We start from the raw sequence: 17225 nt of genomic DNA, 5'->3' as shown, positions 1-17225 counted from the left end.
CGCGGCCTTGCTTCCAACGGATACTGGACGGGTGAGCGTTCGCATCAGACGGGTCAGCACGACCCGGGCCGGCGGTGTCTCGGCACCGCCCTTCGACAGCTTCAATCTCGGCGACCACGTCGGCGACGACCCGGCGGCGGTGGCCGCCAACCGCAAGCGCCTCGGCTCGGCCATCGGGCTCGGTCCCGGCCGGGTGGTGTGGATGAACCAGGTCCACAGCGACCACGTCGAGGTGGTCGACGGCCCCCGCAGCTCCTCCTTCGACAACACCGACGGATTGGTCACTCGCACACCGCGATTGGCGTTGGCGGTGGTCACCGCCGATTGCGTTCCGGTGCTGTTGGCCGACGCGCGCGCGGGTGTGGTGGCGGCAGTGCACGCGGGCCGGGTCGGTGCGCGTGACGGCGTGGTGGCCCGCGCGGTCGAGGCGATGGTGGGTCTGGGTGCGCGTGCGGCCGACATCTCGGTGCTGCTCGGTCCGGCCGTCAGCGGCCGTAACTACGAGGTGCCCGCGGCGATGGCCGACGAGGTCGAGGCGGCGCTGCCGGGCAGTCGGACGACCACCTCCGCCGGCACGCCCGGGCTGGACCTGCGCGCCGGAATCGCTTGCCAGCTCAAGACTTTGGGTATCAGTGCCATCGACGTCGACCCGCGCTGCACGGTCGATGACGCCAATCTGTTCAGCCACCGCCGTGGGGCACCGACCGGACGGTTGGCTTCGGTGGTGTGGATGGAATGACTGTGGCGGTAAACCTTTTACCCCGAGCGGGGCGAGAAATGGAATTGGCCGATTCTTTGACGGCGTTGCAAGCGCGGCTTGCCGCGGCCGCCGAAGCGGCCGGCCGCAAACTCGACGAAATTCAGCTCCTGCCTATTACCAAATTCTTTCCGGCAACCGATGTCGCGATTTTGGCGCGATTGGGTTGCGTAGCCTTCGGCGAATCCCGCGACCAGGAAGCGGCGGCGAAGGTCGACGAAGTCGATCAGTTGCTGAGCGGTGTCGAAGCGGGCGATTCGGTGGACGCTGCGCGGCAGTGGCACATGGTCGGCACGATCCAGCGCAACAAGGCCCGCTCGTTGGCCACCTGGGCGCACACCGCGCATTCGGTCAGCAGCGCCCGCGTGGTGAATGCGCTGGACCGGGCCGTCGAGGGCGCACTCGGCGACGGGCGGCGGGCTGAACCGCTTCGGGTGTACGTCCAGATCAGCCTCGACGGCGACGTGTCGCGCGGCGGCGTCGACGTCTCCGACAGCGGGGCCGTGGACGAGATCTGCGCCCGGGTCGACGACTCGGAGTCTCTGGAACTGGTTGGCCTGATGGGCATCCCGCCGCTGGACTGGGAACCGGAGAAGGCCTTCGCCCGTCTGCAGTCCGAACACCAACGGGTGCGCCGGGCGCACCCGGAAGCGGCGGGATTGTCGGCCGGCATGTCGAACGACCTCGAAACAGCGGTCAAACATGGTTCGACGTGTGTGCGTGTCGGTACCGCATTGTTGGGCCAACGCCCGCTACCGTCACCGTCAATAGTCACTCCAGTCACATCTTCATCACAGACACCGGAATCCCGAGAGCTGTAGAAGGGTCAAGCGATGAGCACACTGCACAAGGTCAAGGCCTACTTCGGGATGGCTCCTATGGAGGACTACGACGACGAGTACTACGACGACCACGCTCCGGCGCGGACGGGTGGCTACCCGCGGCAGCGGTTCGCCGACGACGGGTACGGCAGCCGGTTCGAGGGTCGCGAGTACGACGACCCGCGCGGCGAGGGCGGCGACTACGCAGCGGGCGGCTATCGCGGTGGCTACACCGAAGAGCCGCGATTCCGCGGACCCGACTACGACCGCGGCGAGATGGGTCGGCAGCGCTTCGGCTCGCTGCGCGGTCCCACCCGCGGCGCCCTGGCGATGGACCCCCGGCGGATGGCGATGCTGTTCGACGAGAGCAGCCCGCTGTCGAAGATCACCACGCTGCGGCCCAAGGACTACAGCGAGGCCCGCACCATCGGCGAGCGCTTCCGCGACGGCACTCCGGTGATCATGGACCTGGTCTCGATGGACAACGCCGACGCCAAGCGGCTGGTGGATTTCGCCGCCGGTCTGGCCTTCGCGCTGCGTGGCTCATTCGACAAGGTGGCCACCAAGGTGTTCTTGCTCTCACCGGCTGACGTCGACGTCTCGCCTGAAGAGCGTCGACGCATCGCCGAGACCGGGTTTTACGCCTACCAGTAGCCGCACGGCGGGTCAGCGTCCCAGCCGGTAGGCTGACTTCCGCCCCGCTGGATCGCAGCGTGGGCAGTCGCCAAGGTCACATCTTCATCACTAAGGTCGGGCTCTCGTTGACGCTGTTTGTGCACATCATTGGTTTTGCGCTGTTCACCTTTTGGCTATTGCTGATCGCGCGCGTCGTCGTTGAGTTCATCCGGTCCTTCAGCCGGGATTGGCATCCGCGCGGCCTGACCGTGGTGATCCTGGAGATCATCCTCTCGGTCACCGATCCGCCGGTGAACCTGCTGAGGCGGCTGATCCCGCAGCTCACCGTCGGTGCGGTCCGCTTCGACCTGTCCATCATGGTGCTGCTGCTGGTGGCTTTCGTCGGCATGACCATGGCGCTGGACTATCAGGCCTGACCCGGCCCTGGCCGTGCGGCGCCGCACTGATTGTCACCGTGCGACAGTTTGCTGGCGCCTAACTAAAGGTCACGCAAGAGGTCGATTTGTTACCTCTTAATCTTTGAAATTCGGTCTTATTTATCGACCGATTCGGCAACCGGCGGGTCTGGTGTGACAGGATGGGCCGCAGTTGCACCATGGCTACGACACCGTTCATCCCGTTCTACACTTTCCTGGTCGGTTCGACCGTCCACACTCAAGGGGGCTAGGAATGCCGCTGACACCCGCAGACGTCCACAATGTGGCGTTCAGCAAGCCGCCGATCGGCAAGCGTGGTTACAACGAGGATGAGGTCGACGCCTTCCTCGATCTGGTCGAGAACGAGCTGACTCGCCTCATCGAGGAGAACTCCGACCTGCGTCAGCGGGTTGCCGAGCTGGACCAGGAATTGGCCGGTGCACGCGCCGGCGGCGGCACCAGTGTGCAAGCCACACAGACGATTCCGGTCTACGAGCCCGAGCCCGAGCCGGTCAAGCCGCCGCAGCCCGCTCCGGTGGCCGCGGCCCCGGCCGTCTCGCAGCCGCTGGGTGAAGAGGGTGCGTTGAAGGCCGCCCGTGTCCTCAGCCTGGCGCAGGACACCGCCGACCGCTTGACCAGCACCGCGCAGGCCGAGTCGGACAAGCTGCTCTCGGACGCCCGGGCGAACGCCGAACAGATCGTGGGCGACGCGCGCCGCGAGGCCGAGACCACCGTCTCCGAGGCCCGTCAGCGTGCCGACGCGCTTCTCAGCGACGCACAGACCCGGTCGGAGACCCAGCTGCGCCAGGCGCAGGAGAAGGCCGACGCACTGCAGGCCGACGCCGAGCGCAAGCACTCCGAGATCATGGGCACCATCAACCAGCAACGCACGGTGCTGGAAGGTCGCCTCGAGCAACTTCGCACCTTCGAGCGCGAATACCGCACCCGGCTCAAGACCTACCTGGAGTCGCAGCTCGAAGAGCTCGGCCAGCGAGGCTCGGCAGCGCCGGTGGATTCCAGCGCGACCAACGACGCGGCAGGGTTCAACCAGTTCAATCGCGGTAACAACTAGGTCGGTCGGCGATACTGGCGGCGTCGGTCGCTAAGCTGCACAGTTGGCAGTGTCGCCCCGTCGGCTGGAAGGTTGTACCGGTGCTGATTATCTCGCTCGTGCTAGCGGTGATCGGTCTTGCCGCGCTTGTTTTCGCGGTCATCACGAGCAACGAGTTGGTGGCGTGGGTCTGCATCGGCGCCAGCGTGCTGGGTGTGGTGCTGTTGATCATCGATGCGCTGCAGGAGCGGCAGCGTCGTGAGGCAGGTCCGTCCGTCCACGACGACGAGGTGGCCGACATCCCCGACGAAGAGCCGGCCGCCGACTACCCGGCCGACGCCTCCGAGGAATCCGACGGCACTTCGGCGCACCCGGATTCCGAGGATGCCGCCGACGACAGCGTCAGCGACGACCACCGCACCCGCTAGGACCGGCCGCCGGTCGGCAGCGTCAACAATTCGCGAACCTCGTCGTCGCTGACCTGACGGAAGTCGGCGAACACCTGGCCGACCGCTTCGAAATCGTCGGGCATCGTCGCGCACACCACGGCATCGGCCTCCTCGGCGACCAGCCGGCACACCGACTGCGGCCCGACCGGAACAGCGACCACGATCGACTCGGGACCGCCGGCTCGCAGAGCCCGAACCGCCGCCAGGATGCTTGCGCCGGTGGCGATTCCGTCGTCCACCACGATCACGGTCTTGTCGCGCGGGTCGGCCGGCGCTCGGGCACCCCGGTAGGCGGTTTCGCGGCGACGTAGTTCGGCGCTCTCCCGATCGATGACCTGACGAACCTGCTCGTCGCTGATCTGCAGGCTCGACACCACGCTGTCGTTCAGCACGACACCACCGCCGCTGGCCAGTGCCCCCATCGCCAGCTCGGGCCACTGCGGCACCCCGAGCTTGCGCACCAGGAACACGTCGAGGTCCGCACCGAGTGTCGCGGCGATCTCCCAGCCGACCGGCACGCCGCCGCGGGCCAGCCCCAGGACCAGCAGCCGGTCGCGACCCCGGTACGCCTCCAAGTGCCCGGCGAGCACCCGGCCGGCATCCCGGCGGTCGCGAAAGGTGCGCATGATTCGAGTGTGGACCTGGCGGTGCCGAGCCACGTCGAAAGTGCAACTACCGACCGAGTTACTCGGGATTTGCCTCGCTAGTTGCACTTTCGACGATAGGGGTGTGATCGCGGCTGCGCCGCTCACCATCGTCAATCGGCTCGGAAACGAGAGTGAACTCTCGTTTCGCTCGCCTCAATCGGGTGTCCGAGGGGGGACTTGAACCCCCACGCCCATTAATAGGGCACTAGCACCTCAAGCTAGCGCGTCTGCCATTCCGCCACTCGGACCGACGCCAATGAATTGGCAGCTAAGGCTATCGGATGGGTCGGCCCACGCCCAAACCTGCCCGCCGCCTTGCGCGCCGCGCACCTACGCCGGCGGCAATGGTAGGAAAGGTGACTGTGACGCCACCCGCCGAGAGTCCCATCGACGACGTCGTGGATGTGGTCAGCACGCTGATCCGGTTCGACACCACCAACACCGGCGAGCTCGACACCACCAGGGGAGAGGCCGAGTGCGCCCGCTGGGTGGCCGCCCAGCTCGAAGAGGTCGGCTACGAGGTCGAGTACCTGGAGTCCGGCGCTCCCGGTCGTGGCAATGTGTTCGCCCGGCTCGAGGGCGCGGACCGTTCGCGCGGTGCGCTGCTGATCCACGGACATCTGGACGTGGTGCCCGCCGAGCCGGCCGAGTGGAGTGTGCACCCGTTCTCCGGTGCGATCGAGGACGGCTACGTCTGGGGCCGCGGCGCGGTCGACATGAAGGACATGGTCGGCATGATGCTCGTGCTGGCCCGCCATTTTCGCCGGAGCGGCATCGTCCCGCCGCGCGACCTGGTGTTCGCTTTCGTCGCCGACGAGGAGAACGGGGGCAAGTGGGGCTCGCAGTGGCTGGTGGACAACCGGCCCGACCTGTTCGAGGGCATCACCGAGGCGGTCGGCGAGGTCGGCGGGTTCTCGCTGACGGTGCCCCGCCGCGACGGCGGCGAGCGGCGGTTGTACCTGATCGAGACAGCGGAGAAAAGCATGCACTGGATGCGGCTGACCGCGCACGGCCGGCCCGGCCACGGCTCGATGGTGCACGACCAGAACGCGGTCACCACGCTGGCCGAGGCGGTCGCGCGCTTGGGCCGCCATCAATTTCCGGTGGTGCCGACCGACAGCGTCGTGCAATTCCTCACCGCCGTCGGCGAGGAGACCGGCTTCACCTTCGACACCGACTCACCCGATTTGGACGGTGCCGTCGAGAAGCTGGGGCCGTTGGCGCGCATCGTGAAGGCCACCCTGCGCGACACCGCGAACCCGACGATGCTGAAGGCCGGTTACAAGACGAATGTGGTGCCCGCCACCGCCGAGGCGGTGGTGGACTGCCGGGTGCTTCCCGGGCGCCTGGCCGCGTTCGAGGCAGAGGTCGACGAGCTGATCGGGCCGGACGTGACGCGCGAATGGATCACCACCCTGCCGTCGTATGAGACGACGTTCGACGGGGAACTGGTCGCCGCGATGAACGCCGCCCTGCTCGCCGTGGACCCGGACGCCCGCACGGTGCCCTATATGCTTTCCGGCGGAACAGACGCAAAAGCTTTCGAGCGCTTGGGTATTCGCTGTTTCGGCTTTGCGCCTTTGCGATTGCCCCCGGACCTCGACTTCGCCGCCTTGTTCCACGGCATCGACGAACGGGTACCCGTAGACGCGCTGAAGTTCGGCACCGAGGTGCTGGCACATTTTCTGACGCATTGCTAGCTCGCCACACGAGAGGGGATCGACCATGACCACCACGCCCGACCCGTACGCCGCGTTGCCGGAGTTGCCGTCGTTTCATCTGGAGTCGTCATCCTTCGGTGACGGGCAGGCGCTGGCCAACGCCCAGGTCAGCGGGATCATGGGCGCCGGTGGCGAGGATGTCAGCCCGCAGCTGTCCTGGTCCGGATTTCCGGAGGAGACAAAGAGTTTCGCCGTGACGGTCTACGACCCGGACGCGCCGACCGCCTCCGGCTTCTGGCACTGGGCCGTCGCCAACCTGCCCGCGTCGGTCACCGAGTTGCCGGCGGGCGCCGGTGACGGCAGCGACCTGCCCGGCGGAGCCCTGACGCTGGTCAACGATGCCGGACAGCGCCGTTACATCGGCGCGGCGCCGCCGGCCGGTCACGGATCGCACCGCTACTACGTCGCCGTGCACGCGGTCGGAGTCGACAAGCTCGACCTGCCCGAAGACGCGAGTCCGGCGTTCCTGGGGTTCAACCTCTTTCAGCAAGCGATCGCGCGGGCCGTCATCCACGCGACCTACGAGCAGAAGTAAGGCGGCGGGCCGATGCCCAGACCGTCGCACCGACTGTGACCGGCACCGCGCCGCGCGGGTGCGTTCTGGTGCTGCCGGGCGGGCTCGTGCGCAGCCAACGACAGTTCCGGAGCTGGCAGCCGGCGAACGTGCGGATGGGTTTCGTCACGCAAGCGCTGCGGCGGCAGCTGGGTCCCGAGGTCGAGGTGCGGCAGGTGCATTACCGGCTGTGCGGATGGAACAGCCCGCAGTTGGACCCGTTGAGAGACGCCGAGCAGGTACTCGAGGACATCCGCCAGCGGTGCCGCCCGGACAACATTGTGGTGGTGGGTCATTCGATGGGTGGCCGCGTCGCCGCCCATCTGGCCGCTGGTGGTGGGGTCGGGGCGGTGGTGGCTCTTGCGCCCTGGTGGGAGCACGGCGACGGCGACCTGATTCCGGCGTCGACCCGGTTGTTGGCCGTCCACGGCACCGCTGACATCATCACCGACCCGGACGAGTCCCGCGCCCAAACCGAGCGGGCTCGCCAGCGCGGTCTCGACGCGACGTGGGTGGGCATCGACGGCGTCGGTCACAACATGGTGCGACGATGGCAGGAATGGCATCGCCTCACCACCGACTTCGTGACGGAGCAGCTCTCCGCCTGACTCACCTGGTGCCGGAGCCGACGGCCTCGCTCAAAGAGCTGAAGCCGGCTTCGCGCAGCCGGATCGCCAACCCGTCGTGAATGTGCTTGGCCCACAGGCCGCCGCCGTAGACGAACCCGGTGTAGGCCTGCAGCAGCGAGGCTCCGGCGGTGATGCGATCCCAGGCGTCGTCGACGGTCTCGATGCCGCCGACGCCGATCAGGATGAGACGATCGCCGGCGCGGCCGTACAGCCGTCGCAGCACCTCGGTGGCGCGGTCGCGCAGCGGCGGCCCGGAGACGCCTCCACTGCCGAGCGCGTCGACACCCGGGGTGGCCAACCCGTCGCGCGACACCGTGGTGTTGGTGGCGACGATGCCGGCCAAGCCGAGTTCGACTGCCAGGTCGGCGATCTCGTCGATGTCGCTGTCGGCCAGATCGGGGGCGATCTTCACCAGGACGGGTGTCGACGTCTCGGCCAGCACCGCGGACAGAATCGTGCGCAGCGACTCGACGGTCTGCAGATCGCGTAGCCCCGGCGTGTTCGGCGAACTCACGTTGACGACGAGGTACGCGGCGTGCCGACCGACGAGTCGGGCGCTGGCCCGGTAGTCCTCGGCGGCGTCGGCAGCGGCGGTGATCTTGGTCTTGCCGATGTTGACCCCGATCGGGACGTCAGACCGGTGGTCGGCGAGTTTGGCCGCCAGTGCGGCGGCGCCGTGGTTGTTGAAACCCATCCGGTTGAGCAACCCGCGGTCGTCGGGCAGCCGGAAGAGTCGCGGAGGCGGATTACCGGGCTGTGCCTGCGCCGTCACCGTACCGACTTCGGCGTAGCCGAAACCCAGTGCGCCCCAGGTGTTGAGGCCGGTGCCGTCTTTGTCGAAGCCCGCGGCCAGGCCCAGCGGCCCGGGAAAACGCACACCGAACACGGTGCTGGCCAGCGCCGGGTCGATGGGTGCCAGCCGACGGCTCAGTTGACGGCGGAGCGGACCGGCCGCGGTGGCGCCGCGCAGGCCGGCGAACACCAGCGTGTGGATTCGTTCGGCAGGTACCAGGAACAGCAGACGGCGTAGCGCCGCATACGAAGCCGCTCCGTCGGAGGCCACCGTCACGTATCCGGCTGATCAAGCCGGGTGTTTTGGGCGTTGTCGGCGCGAGATTTCTTGCGTCGCAACAACACCCGCCTGCTGCCGTCGGTGTACAGCCGCACCCGGGTCAATTCCCAGCCCCGGTACTCGGCTTCGATGGACAGCCTGGTGGACGCGCTGATCCGCGTGACGTCGGGCGGCAAACGCAAAGGCGCCCATTCGTATTCGTCGGACATCTCGGTGTCCCAGCCGGCGGGCATCCTGCCGGGTCGCGCGGCCGTCACCGAGGGTCCGCCGCATGCTCGATGACCTGGACGCCCTCGCCGGCGCCGGAGAGCACGAACAGCGTGCCCGCGTCATCGTCGAAGGCCAGCGCGTTGGGTTGCCGCACGGATGGGTACCGAACCTTTTCCACTGGTATGCCGGTTGAGAGATCGTAACCAATAACAGTGTTCGCCGAGGTCTGCGACACCCAGGCCAGCCCGCGCGATCCGGCAACGCCGCACGGCGAATCCGCGACCGGGAACGACTGGCGCAGAATCAGCGGGTCCACGCCGAACACCAGAAGCTGCCCGCCACGGGTGTCGCTCACCAGCAACCGGCCCGCGGGATCTGCTGCCATTGTGGTGGCGCCCGAGCCCGCGCGCAGCGACTGTCCGACGTCGCCGTCGGCTTCCACGGTGGTGATCGACGTCTGTCCCCGGTCCAGCACCGCAACTGTATTACCTTGAGCGACAAGCGAATCGATGTGTGCGTGCACCGCTATCCGGCGGGGCTCGGTCGCGTGTTCGTCCAACGCGTACAAGGTTCCGTCTGCGGTGCCGAGCAGCACCGCACCGTCGGCGCGACGGGTGACAGCGCTGAAATCGACGTGTTCGGCACCCCGGACGCCCACCGTCGTGACACGACCGGTCGCCAGGTCGGCCGCGAGGTAACCTCCGCGCGCGGATAGATACGCATGGCCGGCGTCGTCACCGGTGAGCCCACTGACCGGCCCCGGCAGCGGTATGGTCCGCTCGGATGTTTGCTGGCTGCCCAGCAGGACCAGGCTTGCGGGCGCGGTGTCGGTGGGCCCGGAGACCAGGACGGCGAGCTGGCCGGTACGACGGTCGAACACCGCGGACCGCAGCCCGCCGGGTAGAGGACGGGTCACTCCGGCTGGAGCCGTCGTGACCGGCGGAGACTGCGCGGCCTGAGCGGACGGGATGGAAGCCGGCAACCCGTCGAGCGGCTTCTTCGAGCACGCGGTCGCAAGGCATAGCGAAACCAGCAGCCCAGCCGCGATTAGCCGACGGAGGGATGCGTCGCGTTTGCGGTTTGCTGGCATGGGGTAACTCTCATGTACTCAAAGGGCTGGCTGGGTGTCGAAGAGGTGGTCCGATTGGAGTCCGATCTTATTGAATATCCTCCGCGCAGGCTCGGGTCGGCCACGATCGCCCGCACCAGACCGCAGGGTATGGTCGCCGTATGAGCGTTGCCGAACGCGGCCAATTCTCAGACGGAGAGTTTGCTATCGAGGACATGTGGGTGGGGGTTTTCTCCACCAAAATCCTGGCCAGCGGCTTCGGGCAGGTTGGTGACGGCCGAAGTTTCGCGTTTTCCATCGAAGGTCAGAAGCTGCTGGTCGAGGTGTACCGGCCACGACTCAAGGGCCCGGTGCCGCACCCCGAAGACATTGTCGCCACCGCTGAGCGGAATGTGGTTGGCGTCGATATCAGGGACGAGCGCAGCCTCGGTGCCGCCGTGCGTGACGCGGTAGCCCTGGCGGACGCGTCGACGTAGGGCCGGCCGGAGGGCTGTCTGGCTCCCCGGAGGCGGGCACCCGGTACGGTCGTCGTCGTGCATGCGGTGCAGGCGATGTCGTGGTGGCAGGTAGTCGTCCTGTCCGTCGTACAGGGCCTCACCGAATTCCTTCCGGTGTCGTCCTCGGGCCATCTGGCGATCGTGTCGCGGGTCTTCTTCGCCGACGACGCGGGCGCATCGTTCACCGCCGTCAGCCAATTGGGCACCGAGGCAGCGGTTTTGGTGTATTTCTCCCGCGACATCGCGCGGATTCTGGCGGCCTGGTTCCGGGGTCTTGTCGACGCGGCACGGCGCACCGCCGACTACTGGCTGGGGTGGTACGTCATCATCGGCACCATTCCGATCTGTGTGCTCGGACTGCTGTTCAAGGACGAGATTCGCTCGGGCGTGCGCAATCTCTGGGTGATCGCGACCGCGTTGGTGGTCTTCTCGGCCGTCATCGCCCTGGCCGAGCGGGTGGGCAAGCAGAACCGCGACGTCGAGCAACTGACCTGGCGCGACGCCGTGGTCGTCGGCATCGCCCAGACCCTGGCGCTGGTCCCCGGGGTGTCTCGATCCGGGGCCACGATCAGCGCCGGTTTGTTCCTCGGCCAGCGGCGCGAACTGTCCGCCCGCTTCGGGTTTCTGCTGGCGATTCCCGCGGTGTTCGCGTCCGGGTTGTTCTCGCTGCCGGACGCGTTCCATCCGGTGCTGGAGGGGATGAGCGCGACGGGGCCGCAGCTGCTGGTGTCGACGGTGATCGCCTTCGTCGTCGGTCTGGCCGCGGTGGCCTGGTTCCTGCGATTCCTGTTGCGGCACAACATGTATTGGTTCGTCGGCTATCGCGTGGCCGCCGGTGTCGGCGTGCTGATCCTGCTGGCCACGGGGGCGGTGAGCGCGGTATGACCGCTGAGGAGCGACGCGGTGTGACCGCTGAGGAGCGGCGCCAATGACCGCCAACGACGATGCGGGCGGTCCCGCTGAGGAGCGGCGCCAATGACCGCCAACGACGATGCGGGCGGTCCCGCTGAGGAGCGGCGCCAATGACCGTCATCCTGCTCCGGCACGGCCGGTCCACCTCGAACACCGCGCACGTGCTGGCCGGCCGCTCCGAGGGCGTCGAACTCGACGACAAGGGACGCGAACAGGCCGCTGAACTGGTGACGAGGATCGGCGACCTGCCGATCCGCGCGGTGGTGAGCTCGCCGCTGCTGAGGTGCCGGCAGACCGTCGAGCCACTCGCGAGCGCACTCGGTGTCGAACCCGAACTCGACGACCGGCTCGCCGAGGTCGACTACGGCGAATGGACCGGCCGCAAACTCGGCGAGCTGGTCAAGGAGCCGCTGTGGGCGGTGGTCCAGGCCCACCCCAGCGCCGCGGTGTTCCCGGGCGGCGAGGGTCTGGCGGAGGTGCAGACCCGTGCCGTCGCCGCGATCCGTGAGCACGACGCGCGGCTGGCGGATAAGCATGGCGGCGACGTGCTGTGGCTGGCTTGTACTCACGGCGATGTCATCAAGGCGGTGGTCGCCGACGCGCTGGGCTTGCACATGGACGGTTTCCAGCGGGTGTCCGCCGACCCGGCGTCGGTCAGTGTGATCCGTTACACACGGCTCCGGCCGTTCGTGCTGCACTCCAACCACACCGGCGCGCGGCTGACGTCCGCGTTGACGCCACCGCCTGCCACCGAGGAAAAGACGCCGGACGACGACGCCGTGGTCGGTGGCTCGACCGACTGAGCGGGCCGGCCGAGCCTGGATTCACAGCTCGGCCGCAACTGCCGGTATTTTGGACATGTCATGTCTCGCGCGATCCACGTCTTCCGCTCACCCGACCGATTCGTCGCCGGGACCGTTGGGCAGCCCGGAAATCGCACCTTCTACCTGCAGGCCGTGCACGACGCCCGCGTGGTCTCGGTGATTCTGGAAAAACAGCAAGTCGCGGTGCTCGCCGAACGCATCGACGCGCTGCTGGTCGAGGTCAACCGGCGGTTCGGCACCCCCGTTCCGCCGGAGACCGACAAGGTCGAAGACCTCAGCCCGCTGGTGACGCCGGTGGACGCCGAATTCCGGGTCGGGACCATGGGTTTGGGCTGGGACTCCGAGGCGCAGACGGTGGTGGTCGAGTTGCTGGCCGTCAGCGAAACCGAATTCGACGCCTCGGTCGTGCTCGACGACACCGACGAGGGACCCGACGCCGTCCGGGTGTTCCTGTCGCCGCAGTCGGCCCGCGAGTTCGCCACCCGATCCAACGCCGTCATCTCCGCCGGCCGGCCGCCGTGCCCGCTGTGCGAGGAGCCGCTGGATTCCGAGGGCCACATCTGCGCGCGGACAAATGGCTACCGTCGCAGCGCGCTGCTCGGGCCGGACGATGACGCCGAGGCCTGACGATCGCGAGGCCCTGCGCACCGGCGAGTTGACGGTCCTGGGACGCATCCGCTCCGCCAGCAACGCCACCTTTCTGTGCGAGGCGACGCAGGACGACCACACCGTGCACTGCGTCTACAAACCCGTCTCCGGCGAGCAGCCGCTCTGGGATTTCCCCGACGGCACGCTGGCCGGCCGCGAACTCGGCGCCTACCTGGTGTCGGCGCACTTGGGTTGGAACATCGTGCCGTACACCATAATTCGGCACGGCCCGGCGGGTGACGGCATGCTGCAGCTGTGGGTGGACCAGCCGGGGGACACCCCCGACTCGGAACCCGGCCCGGACCTCGACCTCGTCGACCTGGTCCCAGCCGATCGTTGCCCGCGCGGCTACCTGCCGGTGTTGCGCGCCTATGACTACGCCGGCGACCCCGTCGAGCTGGTGCACGCCGACGACGTCCGGCTGTGGCGTATGGCGGTGTTCGACGTGCTGGTCAACAACGCCGACCGCAAGGGTGGGCACGTGCTGCGCGGTCTCGACGGCGGCGTCTACGGCGTCGACCACGGGGTGAGCCTGCACGTCGAGGACAAACTCCGCACCGTCCTGTGGGGGTGGGCCGGCAAGAAGATCGACGACAAGACACTGGAGAAGGTGTCGTGTCTGGTCGACGGACTGGGTGACTCACTCGGGGAGGCGTTGGCCGAACACATCACCAGCGCCGAGATCGCCGCCTTGCGGATGCGCGCCCGCGTGCTGCTCGCCCATCCCGTGATGCCCGGGCCTGACCGGCATCGCCCCATTCCGTGGCCGGCGTTCTAGGCGCCGATGTCCCGATCACTGACGCTGTCGCTCGAGGCGCCCGTCGCCGTCGGCGAGATTCTGGCGGCCTTCGCCGATCACGACTACTGGGAGGCAAGGCTGGCCGCGTTCGACAGCGGCACCGCGACGCTGGATTCGCTGACCGTCGACCCGGACGGCAGCGTGACGGCGGTGCTCACCGTCAGCCTGTTCGCGAACCGGTTGCCGAAAGTCGTCACCGCTCTGGTTCCCGGCGATTTCGAGATGGCCCGCACCGAAGCGTGGCAGCCGGCGGCCGACGGCCACGCGCGCGGCACGATCGACGTCCAGGTTCCCGGTGCGCCGGTGTCCGCGGTCGGCTCGGTGTCGTTGGTGCCGGTGGGCAGCGGTTCGAGGCTGGACTTCAATACCACTGTGCGGGTGAACATCCCGCTGGTGGGAGGCCAGGTGGAGAGCTTCATCGTCAACCGGCTGGGCGACGAGATCAGCGCTGTCCAGCGCTTCACCAACACCTGGATCGTGACGAACCGCTGAGGTCGTCAGGGATACTGGACCGGTGACTCACGAGCCCGTCAGCGATGCCGCGCTGGCCGCCGACCTCGCGCAGGAGGCGGGCGAGCTACTGCTGGCCGTGCGCGAGAGGGTGGGATTCGGCTATCCGTGGCTGCTCGGCGACGAGGGCGACAGTCAGGCCAACGCGCTGCTGCTGGAGCGGTTGCACGCCGAGCGGCCAGATGATGCCGTGCTCAGCGAAGAGGCCTACGACGACCTGACCCGGCTGCAGTCCGATCGGGTGTGGATCGTCGACCCGCTCGACGGGACCCGCGAATTCTCCTGGGAGGGCCGCAACGACTGGGCCGTGCACGTCGCGTTGTGGCAGCGCCATGGCGGACCGAACGGTGCGATCACCGACGCCGCGGTCGCCCTGCCCGCGATGGGGGAGGTGCACCGCAGCGACACGGTAATCGGCCCCACCACAGAGCTTTCCGGCCCGATCCGGATCACCGCCAGTTCCAACCGCCCGCCCGCCGTGCTGTATTACCTGGCCCGGCAGCTCGACGTGGAATTCGTCCGGATCGGCTCGGCCGGCGCCAAGGCGATGTCGGTGGTGCGCGGCGATGCCGACGCCTACATCCACGCCGGCGGCCAGTGGGAGTGGGACTCGGCTGCGCCGGCCGGCGTCATCCTGGCGGCCGGCATGCACGCCTCGCGGCTGGACGGCTCGGAGATGATCTACAACCGGCCCGACCCGTATCTGCCCGACTTCCTGATGTGTCGCGCCGAACTCGCCGACCTGTTGCTGGGCGCGATCCGGGTGGCGAGCTAGCCGCTCACTGCCCGCAGGAATTTCCACCGGGCCTCCGGCGGTTGCCGCTGTCATGTCGAGCCCTAAAGTCGTCGGTATGCAGTCGTGGGCGTCGGCACCCCTCCCAACGCTGCCGGGACGCGGCCCGGAGCTGCGGCTGTACGACAGCTCCGACAGGCAGGTACGCCCGGTGTCGGCCGGGCCGACGGCCACCATGTACGTCTGCGGCATCACCCCCTACGACGCGACTCACCTCGGCCATGCCGCCACCTACCTAGCGTTCGACCTGATCCACCGGATCTGGCGAGACCTCGGCCACGACGTGCACTACGTGCAGAACGTCACCGACGTCGACGACCCGCTTTTCGAGCGGGCGGAGCGGGACGGCATCGACTGGCGCGACCTGGCGGCCCGCGAAGTCGACCTGTATCGCCAGGACATGGCCGCGCTGCGGGTGCTGCCGCCCCGCGAATACGTCGCCGCCACCGACGCGGTGGACGAGGTCGTCGAGCTCGTCGAGAAAATGCTGGCCTCCGGTGCTGCCTACGTCGTCGAGGATGCCGAGTTCCCCGACGTCTACTTCCGCTCCGACGCCACCGCGCAGTTCGGCTACGAGTCCGGTTACGACCGCAAGACCATGCTGACGCTGTTCGCCGAACGCGGTGGCGACCCGGACCGCGCGGGCAAGACCGATCAGCTCGACGCGTTGCTGTGGCGGGCCGCGCGGCCCGGCGAGCCGAGCTGGCCCTCACCGTTCGGCCCCGGGCGGCCGGGCTGGCACGTCGAGTGCGCGGCGATCGCACTCAGCCGCATCGGCAGCGGCCTGGACATCCAGGGCGGCGGCAGTGACCTGATCTTCCCGCACCACGAATTCACCGCCGCCCACGCCGAATCCGTCAGCGGCGAACGGCGATTCGCGGGTCACTACGTGCACGCCGGCATGATCGCACTCGACGGCCACAAGATGTCCAAGAGCCGCGGCAACCTCGTTCTGGTGTCCGGACTGCGCGCCGAGGGCGTCGAACCCGCGGCTATCCGGTTGGGTCTGCTGGCCGGGCACTACCGGGCCGATCGCGAGTGGACGCCGCAGGTGCTCGACGATGCCCGGGCGCGGTTGCAGCGGTGGCGGGCGGCCACCGGTCTGGCTGCCGGCCCCGACGCCGGTGACGTGATCGCGCGGGTCCGCCAATATCTGGCCGACGACCTCGACACGCCCAAAGCGCTTGCCGCACTTGATGGTTGGACAACGGACGCGCTGGAATACGGCGGCCACGACTCTGCAGCCCCATCGGCGGTCGCGGCGTTGATCGACGCGCTACTGGGAGTGGAATTGTCGCCGGCTCCTTCCTAGCAGGTAGGTTGCCGCCATGACGTCAGTGAACTCGCAAGTCGTATTCATCACCGGTGGCGGCCACGGAATCGGGGCCGAGGTGGGCCGCCGCCTGCATGCCAAGGGCGCGAAGCTGGTGCTGACCGATCTGGACGCGGACGCGCTGTCGAGCATCACCGACGAACTCGGCGACGAGCGGGTCCTCACCGTCGTCGCCGACGTCTGCGACCTGGCCGCGATGGAAGGGGCCGCTGAGCAGGCCGTCACCAGGTTCGGCGGCATCGACGTGGTGCTGGCCAACGCCGGGATCGCCAGCTACGGGTCGGTGCTGCAGGTCGACCCGGCAGCGTTCAAACGGGTCATCGACGTCAACCTGACCGGTGTCTTCCACACCGTGCGGGCCACCCTGCCCGCGGTGATCGGGACCAAAGGCTACGTGCTGATCGTCTCGTCGCTGGCCGCGTTCGCGGCCGCGCCCGGCATGAGTCCCTACGACGCGTCGAAGGCGGGGGTGGAGCACCTGGCCAATGCCCTGCGGCTGGAGGTCGGCGGGCACGGCGTCACCGTCGGCTCGGCGCACATGTCCTGGATCGACACCGCGCTGGTCCGCGACAGCAAGGCCGACCTGCCGTCGTTCACCGAGCTGCTGTCCAAGCTGCCGTGGCCGCTGAACAAGACGACGTCGGTGGACGACTGCGTGGCGGCCTTCGTCAAGGGCATCGAGCAGCGCAAGCGACGGGTCTACTGCCCGGGTTGGGTCGGCTATTTCCGCTGGCTCAAGCCGCTGCTGTCGACCCCGGTCGGGGAGAACGCGGTCTCCAAGACGGCGAAGGACCTGCTGCCCCGGATGGACGAGGAAGTCAAGGCCCTCGGCCGCTCCACCAGTTCCTACAACGCGGAGTTCGACAAGTCCTAGCCGG

General features: G+C 68.2%; 21 protein-coding genes, 1 tRNA gene and 1 pseudogene. 18 read left to right on the top strand and 5 right to left on the bottom strand.

The genetic code is table 11. The annotated features are described in order from the left end of the window. The first annotated feature begins 31 nt into the window (after positions 1-31). The 6 genes from pgeF (at position 32) to ACZYW1_RS20070 (ending at position 4109) form a co-directional block, all read left to right on the top strand. Positions 32-739, top strand: a complete 708-nt coding sequence (pgeF, locus tag ACZYW1_RS20095; RefSeq protein ID WP_463788225.1) for a peptidoglycan editing factor PgeF — start codon at positions 32-34, stop codon at positions 737-739. Then, entirely contained in the window at positions 736-1578 is an 843-nt protein-coding gene (locus ACZYW1_RS20090; protein WP_463788224.1) for a YggS family pyridoxal phosphate enzyme, read from the top strand. Before pgeF ends, ACZYW1_RS20090 begins: the two co-directional genes overlap by 4 nt. A gap of 12 nt (positions 1579-1590) precedes the next feature. Continuing rightward, a complete protein-coding gene (locus ACZYW1_RS20085) occupies positions 1591-2232 on the top strand; it encodes a cell division protein SepF (protein WP_463788223.1) in 642 nt (213 codons plus the stop codon). Between the two features lie 107 nt (positions 2233-2339). Further along, complete coding sequence (locus tag ACZYW1_RS20080; protein WP_292991042.1) at positions 2340-2630, top strand: YggT family protein; 291 nt, start codon at positions 2340-2342, stop codon at positions 2628-2630. Positions 2631-2883: 253 nt separating this feature from the next. Further along, complete coding sequence (wag31, locus tag ACZYW1_RS20075) at positions 2884-3702, top strand: DivIVA-like cell division protein Wag31 (RefSeq protein ID WP_463788222.1); 819 nt, start codon at positions 2884-2886, stop codon at positions 3700-3702. Between the two features lie 80 nt (positions 3703-3782). Then, positions 3783-4109, top strand: coding sequence for a hypothetical protein (locus ACZYW1_RS20070; RefSeq protein ID WP_463788221.1), 327 nt, complete (start codon positions 3783-3785; stop codon positions 4107-4109). Here ACZYW1_RS20070 and ACZYW1_RS20065 read toward each other — a convergent pair. Then, positions 4106-4753, bottom strand: a pseudogene (locus ACZYW1_RS20065) (phosphoribosyltransferase); the annotation flags it as partial. The gene ACZYW1_RS20070 and the pseudogene ACZYW1_RS20065 sit on opposite strands and share 4 nt — an antisense overlap. 186 nt (positions 4754-4939) lie before the next feature. Next, positions 4940-5025, bottom strand: a tRNA-Leu gene (locus tag ACZYW1_RS20060). A 96-nt stretch (positions 5026-5121) separates the two neighbouring features. Between ACZYW1_RS20060 and ACZYW1_RS20055 the strand changes: the two genes are divergently transcribed. Genes ACZYW1_RS20055 through ACZYW1_RS20045 form a run of 3 tightly spaced genes read left to right on the top strand, consistent with a single transcriptional unit; the run spans position 5122 to position 7659 of the window. Continuing rightward, positions 5122-6477 carry a M20/M25/M40 family metallo-hydrolase gene (locus tag ACZYW1_RS20055; RefSeq protein ID WP_463788220.1) on the top strand — a complete coding sequence of 452 codons (1356 nt, stop codon included), beginning with the start codon at positions 5122-5124 and terminating at the stop codon, positions 6475-6477. Between the two features lie 25 nt (positions 6478-6502). Continuing rightward, on the top strand, positions 6503-7033 hold the full coding sequence (locus tag ACZYW1_RS20050; protein ID WP_463788219.1) for a YbhB/YbcL family Raf kinase inhibitor-like protein: 531 nt from the start codon (positions 6503-6505) through the stop codon (positions 7031-7033). A gap of 35 nt (positions 7034-7068) precedes the next feature. Then, positions 7069-7659, top strand: a complete 591-nt coding sequence (locus ACZYW1_RS20045) for an alpha/beta hydrolase family protein (protein ID WP_463788218.1) — start codon at positions 7069-7071, stop codon at positions 7657-7659. 1 nt (position 7660) lies between these two features. Here ACZYW1_RS20045 and ACZYW1_RS20040 read toward each other — a convergent pair whose 3' ends face one another. From ACZYW1_RS20040 to ACZYW1_RS20030, 3 genes are read right to left on the bottom strand one after another with little or no spacing between them, the layout of a single operon-like run. Beyond that, positions 7661-8743, bottom strand: a complete 1083-nt coding sequence (locus tag ACZYW1_RS20040) for a quinone-dependent dihydroorotate dehydrogenase (protein ID WP_463788217.1) — start codon at positions 8741-8743, stop codon at positions 7661-7663. A gap of 2 nt (positions 8744-8745) precedes the next feature. Further along, on the bottom strand, positions 8746-9009 hold the full coding sequence (locus ACZYW1_RS20035) for a DUF5703 family protein (protein WP_463788216.1): 264 nt from the start codon (positions 9007-9009) through the stop codon (positions 8746-8748). Next, a complete protein-coding gene (locus ACZYW1_RS20030; protein WP_463788215.1) occupies positions 9006-10052 on the bottom strand; it encodes a YncE family protein in 1047 nt (348 codons plus the stop codon). The genes ACZYW1_RS20035 and ACZYW1_RS20030 overlap by 4 nt, the downstream gene beginning before the upstream one ends. A gap of 140 nt (positions 10053-10192) precedes the next feature. On the opposite strand from ACZYW1_RS20030, the gene ACZYW1_RS20025 reads away from it, so the two are divergent. The 9 genes from ACZYW1_RS20025 to ACZYW1_RS19985 all read left to right on the top strand — a co-directional run bounded on the left by ACZYW1_RS20025 (position 10193) and on the right by ACZYW1_RS19985 (position 17221). Next, positions 10193-10507 carry a hypothetical protein gene (locus ACZYW1_RS20025; RefSeq protein WP_463788214.1) on the top strand — a complete coding sequence of 105 codons (315 nt, stop codon included), beginning with the start codon at positions 10193-10195 and terminating at the stop codon, positions 10505-10507. 75 nt (positions 10508-10582) lie between these two features. Further along, positions 10583-11413 carry an undecaprenyl-diphosphate phosphatase gene (locus ACZYW1_RS20020; protein WP_463788810.1) on the top strand — a complete coding sequence of 277 codons (831 nt, stop codon included), beginning with the start codon at positions 10583-10585 and terminating at the stop codon, positions 11411-11413. A 137-nt stretch (positions 11414-11550) separates the two neighbouring features. Beyond that, on the top strand, positions 11551-12243 hold the full coding sequence (locus ACZYW1_RS20015) for a histidine phosphatase family protein (RefSeq protein WP_463788213.1): 693 nt from the start codon (positions 11551-11553) through the stop codon (positions 12241-12243). Between the two features lie 60 nt (positions 12244-12303). Further along, complete coding sequence (locus ACZYW1_RS20010; RefSeq protein WP_463788212.1) at positions 12304-12891, top strand: DUF3090 domain-containing protein; 588 nt, start codon at positions 12304-12306, stop codon at positions 12889-12891. Continuing rightward, positions 12875-13690, top strand: a complete 816-nt coding sequence (locus ACZYW1_RS20005; protein ID WP_463788211.1) for an SCO1664 family protein — start codon at positions 12875-12877, stop codon at positions 13688-13690. The genes ACZYW1_RS20010 and ACZYW1_RS20005 overlap by 17 nt, the downstream gene beginning before the upstream one ends. Before the next feature lie 6 nt (positions 13691-13696). Then, positions 13697-14203, top strand: a complete 507-nt coding sequence (locus tag ACZYW1_RS20000) for a DUF2505 domain-containing protein (protein ID WP_463788210.1) — start codon at positions 13697-13699, stop codon at positions 14201-14203. A gap of 22 nt (positions 14204-14225) precedes the next feature. Continuing rightward, positions 14226-14996, top strand: coding sequence for a 3'(2'),5'-bisphosphate nucleotidase CysQ (locus ACZYW1_RS19995; RefSeq protein WP_463788209.1), 771 nt, complete (start codon positions 14226-14228; stop codon positions 14994-14996). A 76-nt stretch (positions 14997-15072) separates the two neighbouring features. Beyond that, a complete protein-coding gene (gene mshC / locus ACZYW1_RS19990) occupies positions 15073-16326 on the top strand; it encodes a cysteine--1-D-myo-inosityl 2-amino-2-deoxy-alpha-D-glucopyranoside ligase (RefSeq protein ID WP_463788208.1) in 1254 nt (417 codons plus the stop codon). A gap of 16 nt (positions 16327-16342) precedes the next feature. Beyond that, positions 16343-17221 carry an SDR family oxidoreductase gene (locus ACZYW1_RS19985; protein WP_463788207.1) on the top strand — a complete coding sequence of 293 codons (879 nt, stop codon included), beginning with the start codon at positions 16343-16345 and terminating at the stop codon, positions 17219-17221. Positions 17222-17225 lie beyond the last annotated feature (4 nt).

The sequence above is a fragment of the Mycobacterium sp. IDUB_36 genome, assembly GCF_055419225.1.
Note: the sequence above shows the minus strand (reverse complement) of the source record. Positions and strands in the feature narration are given on the sequence as shown.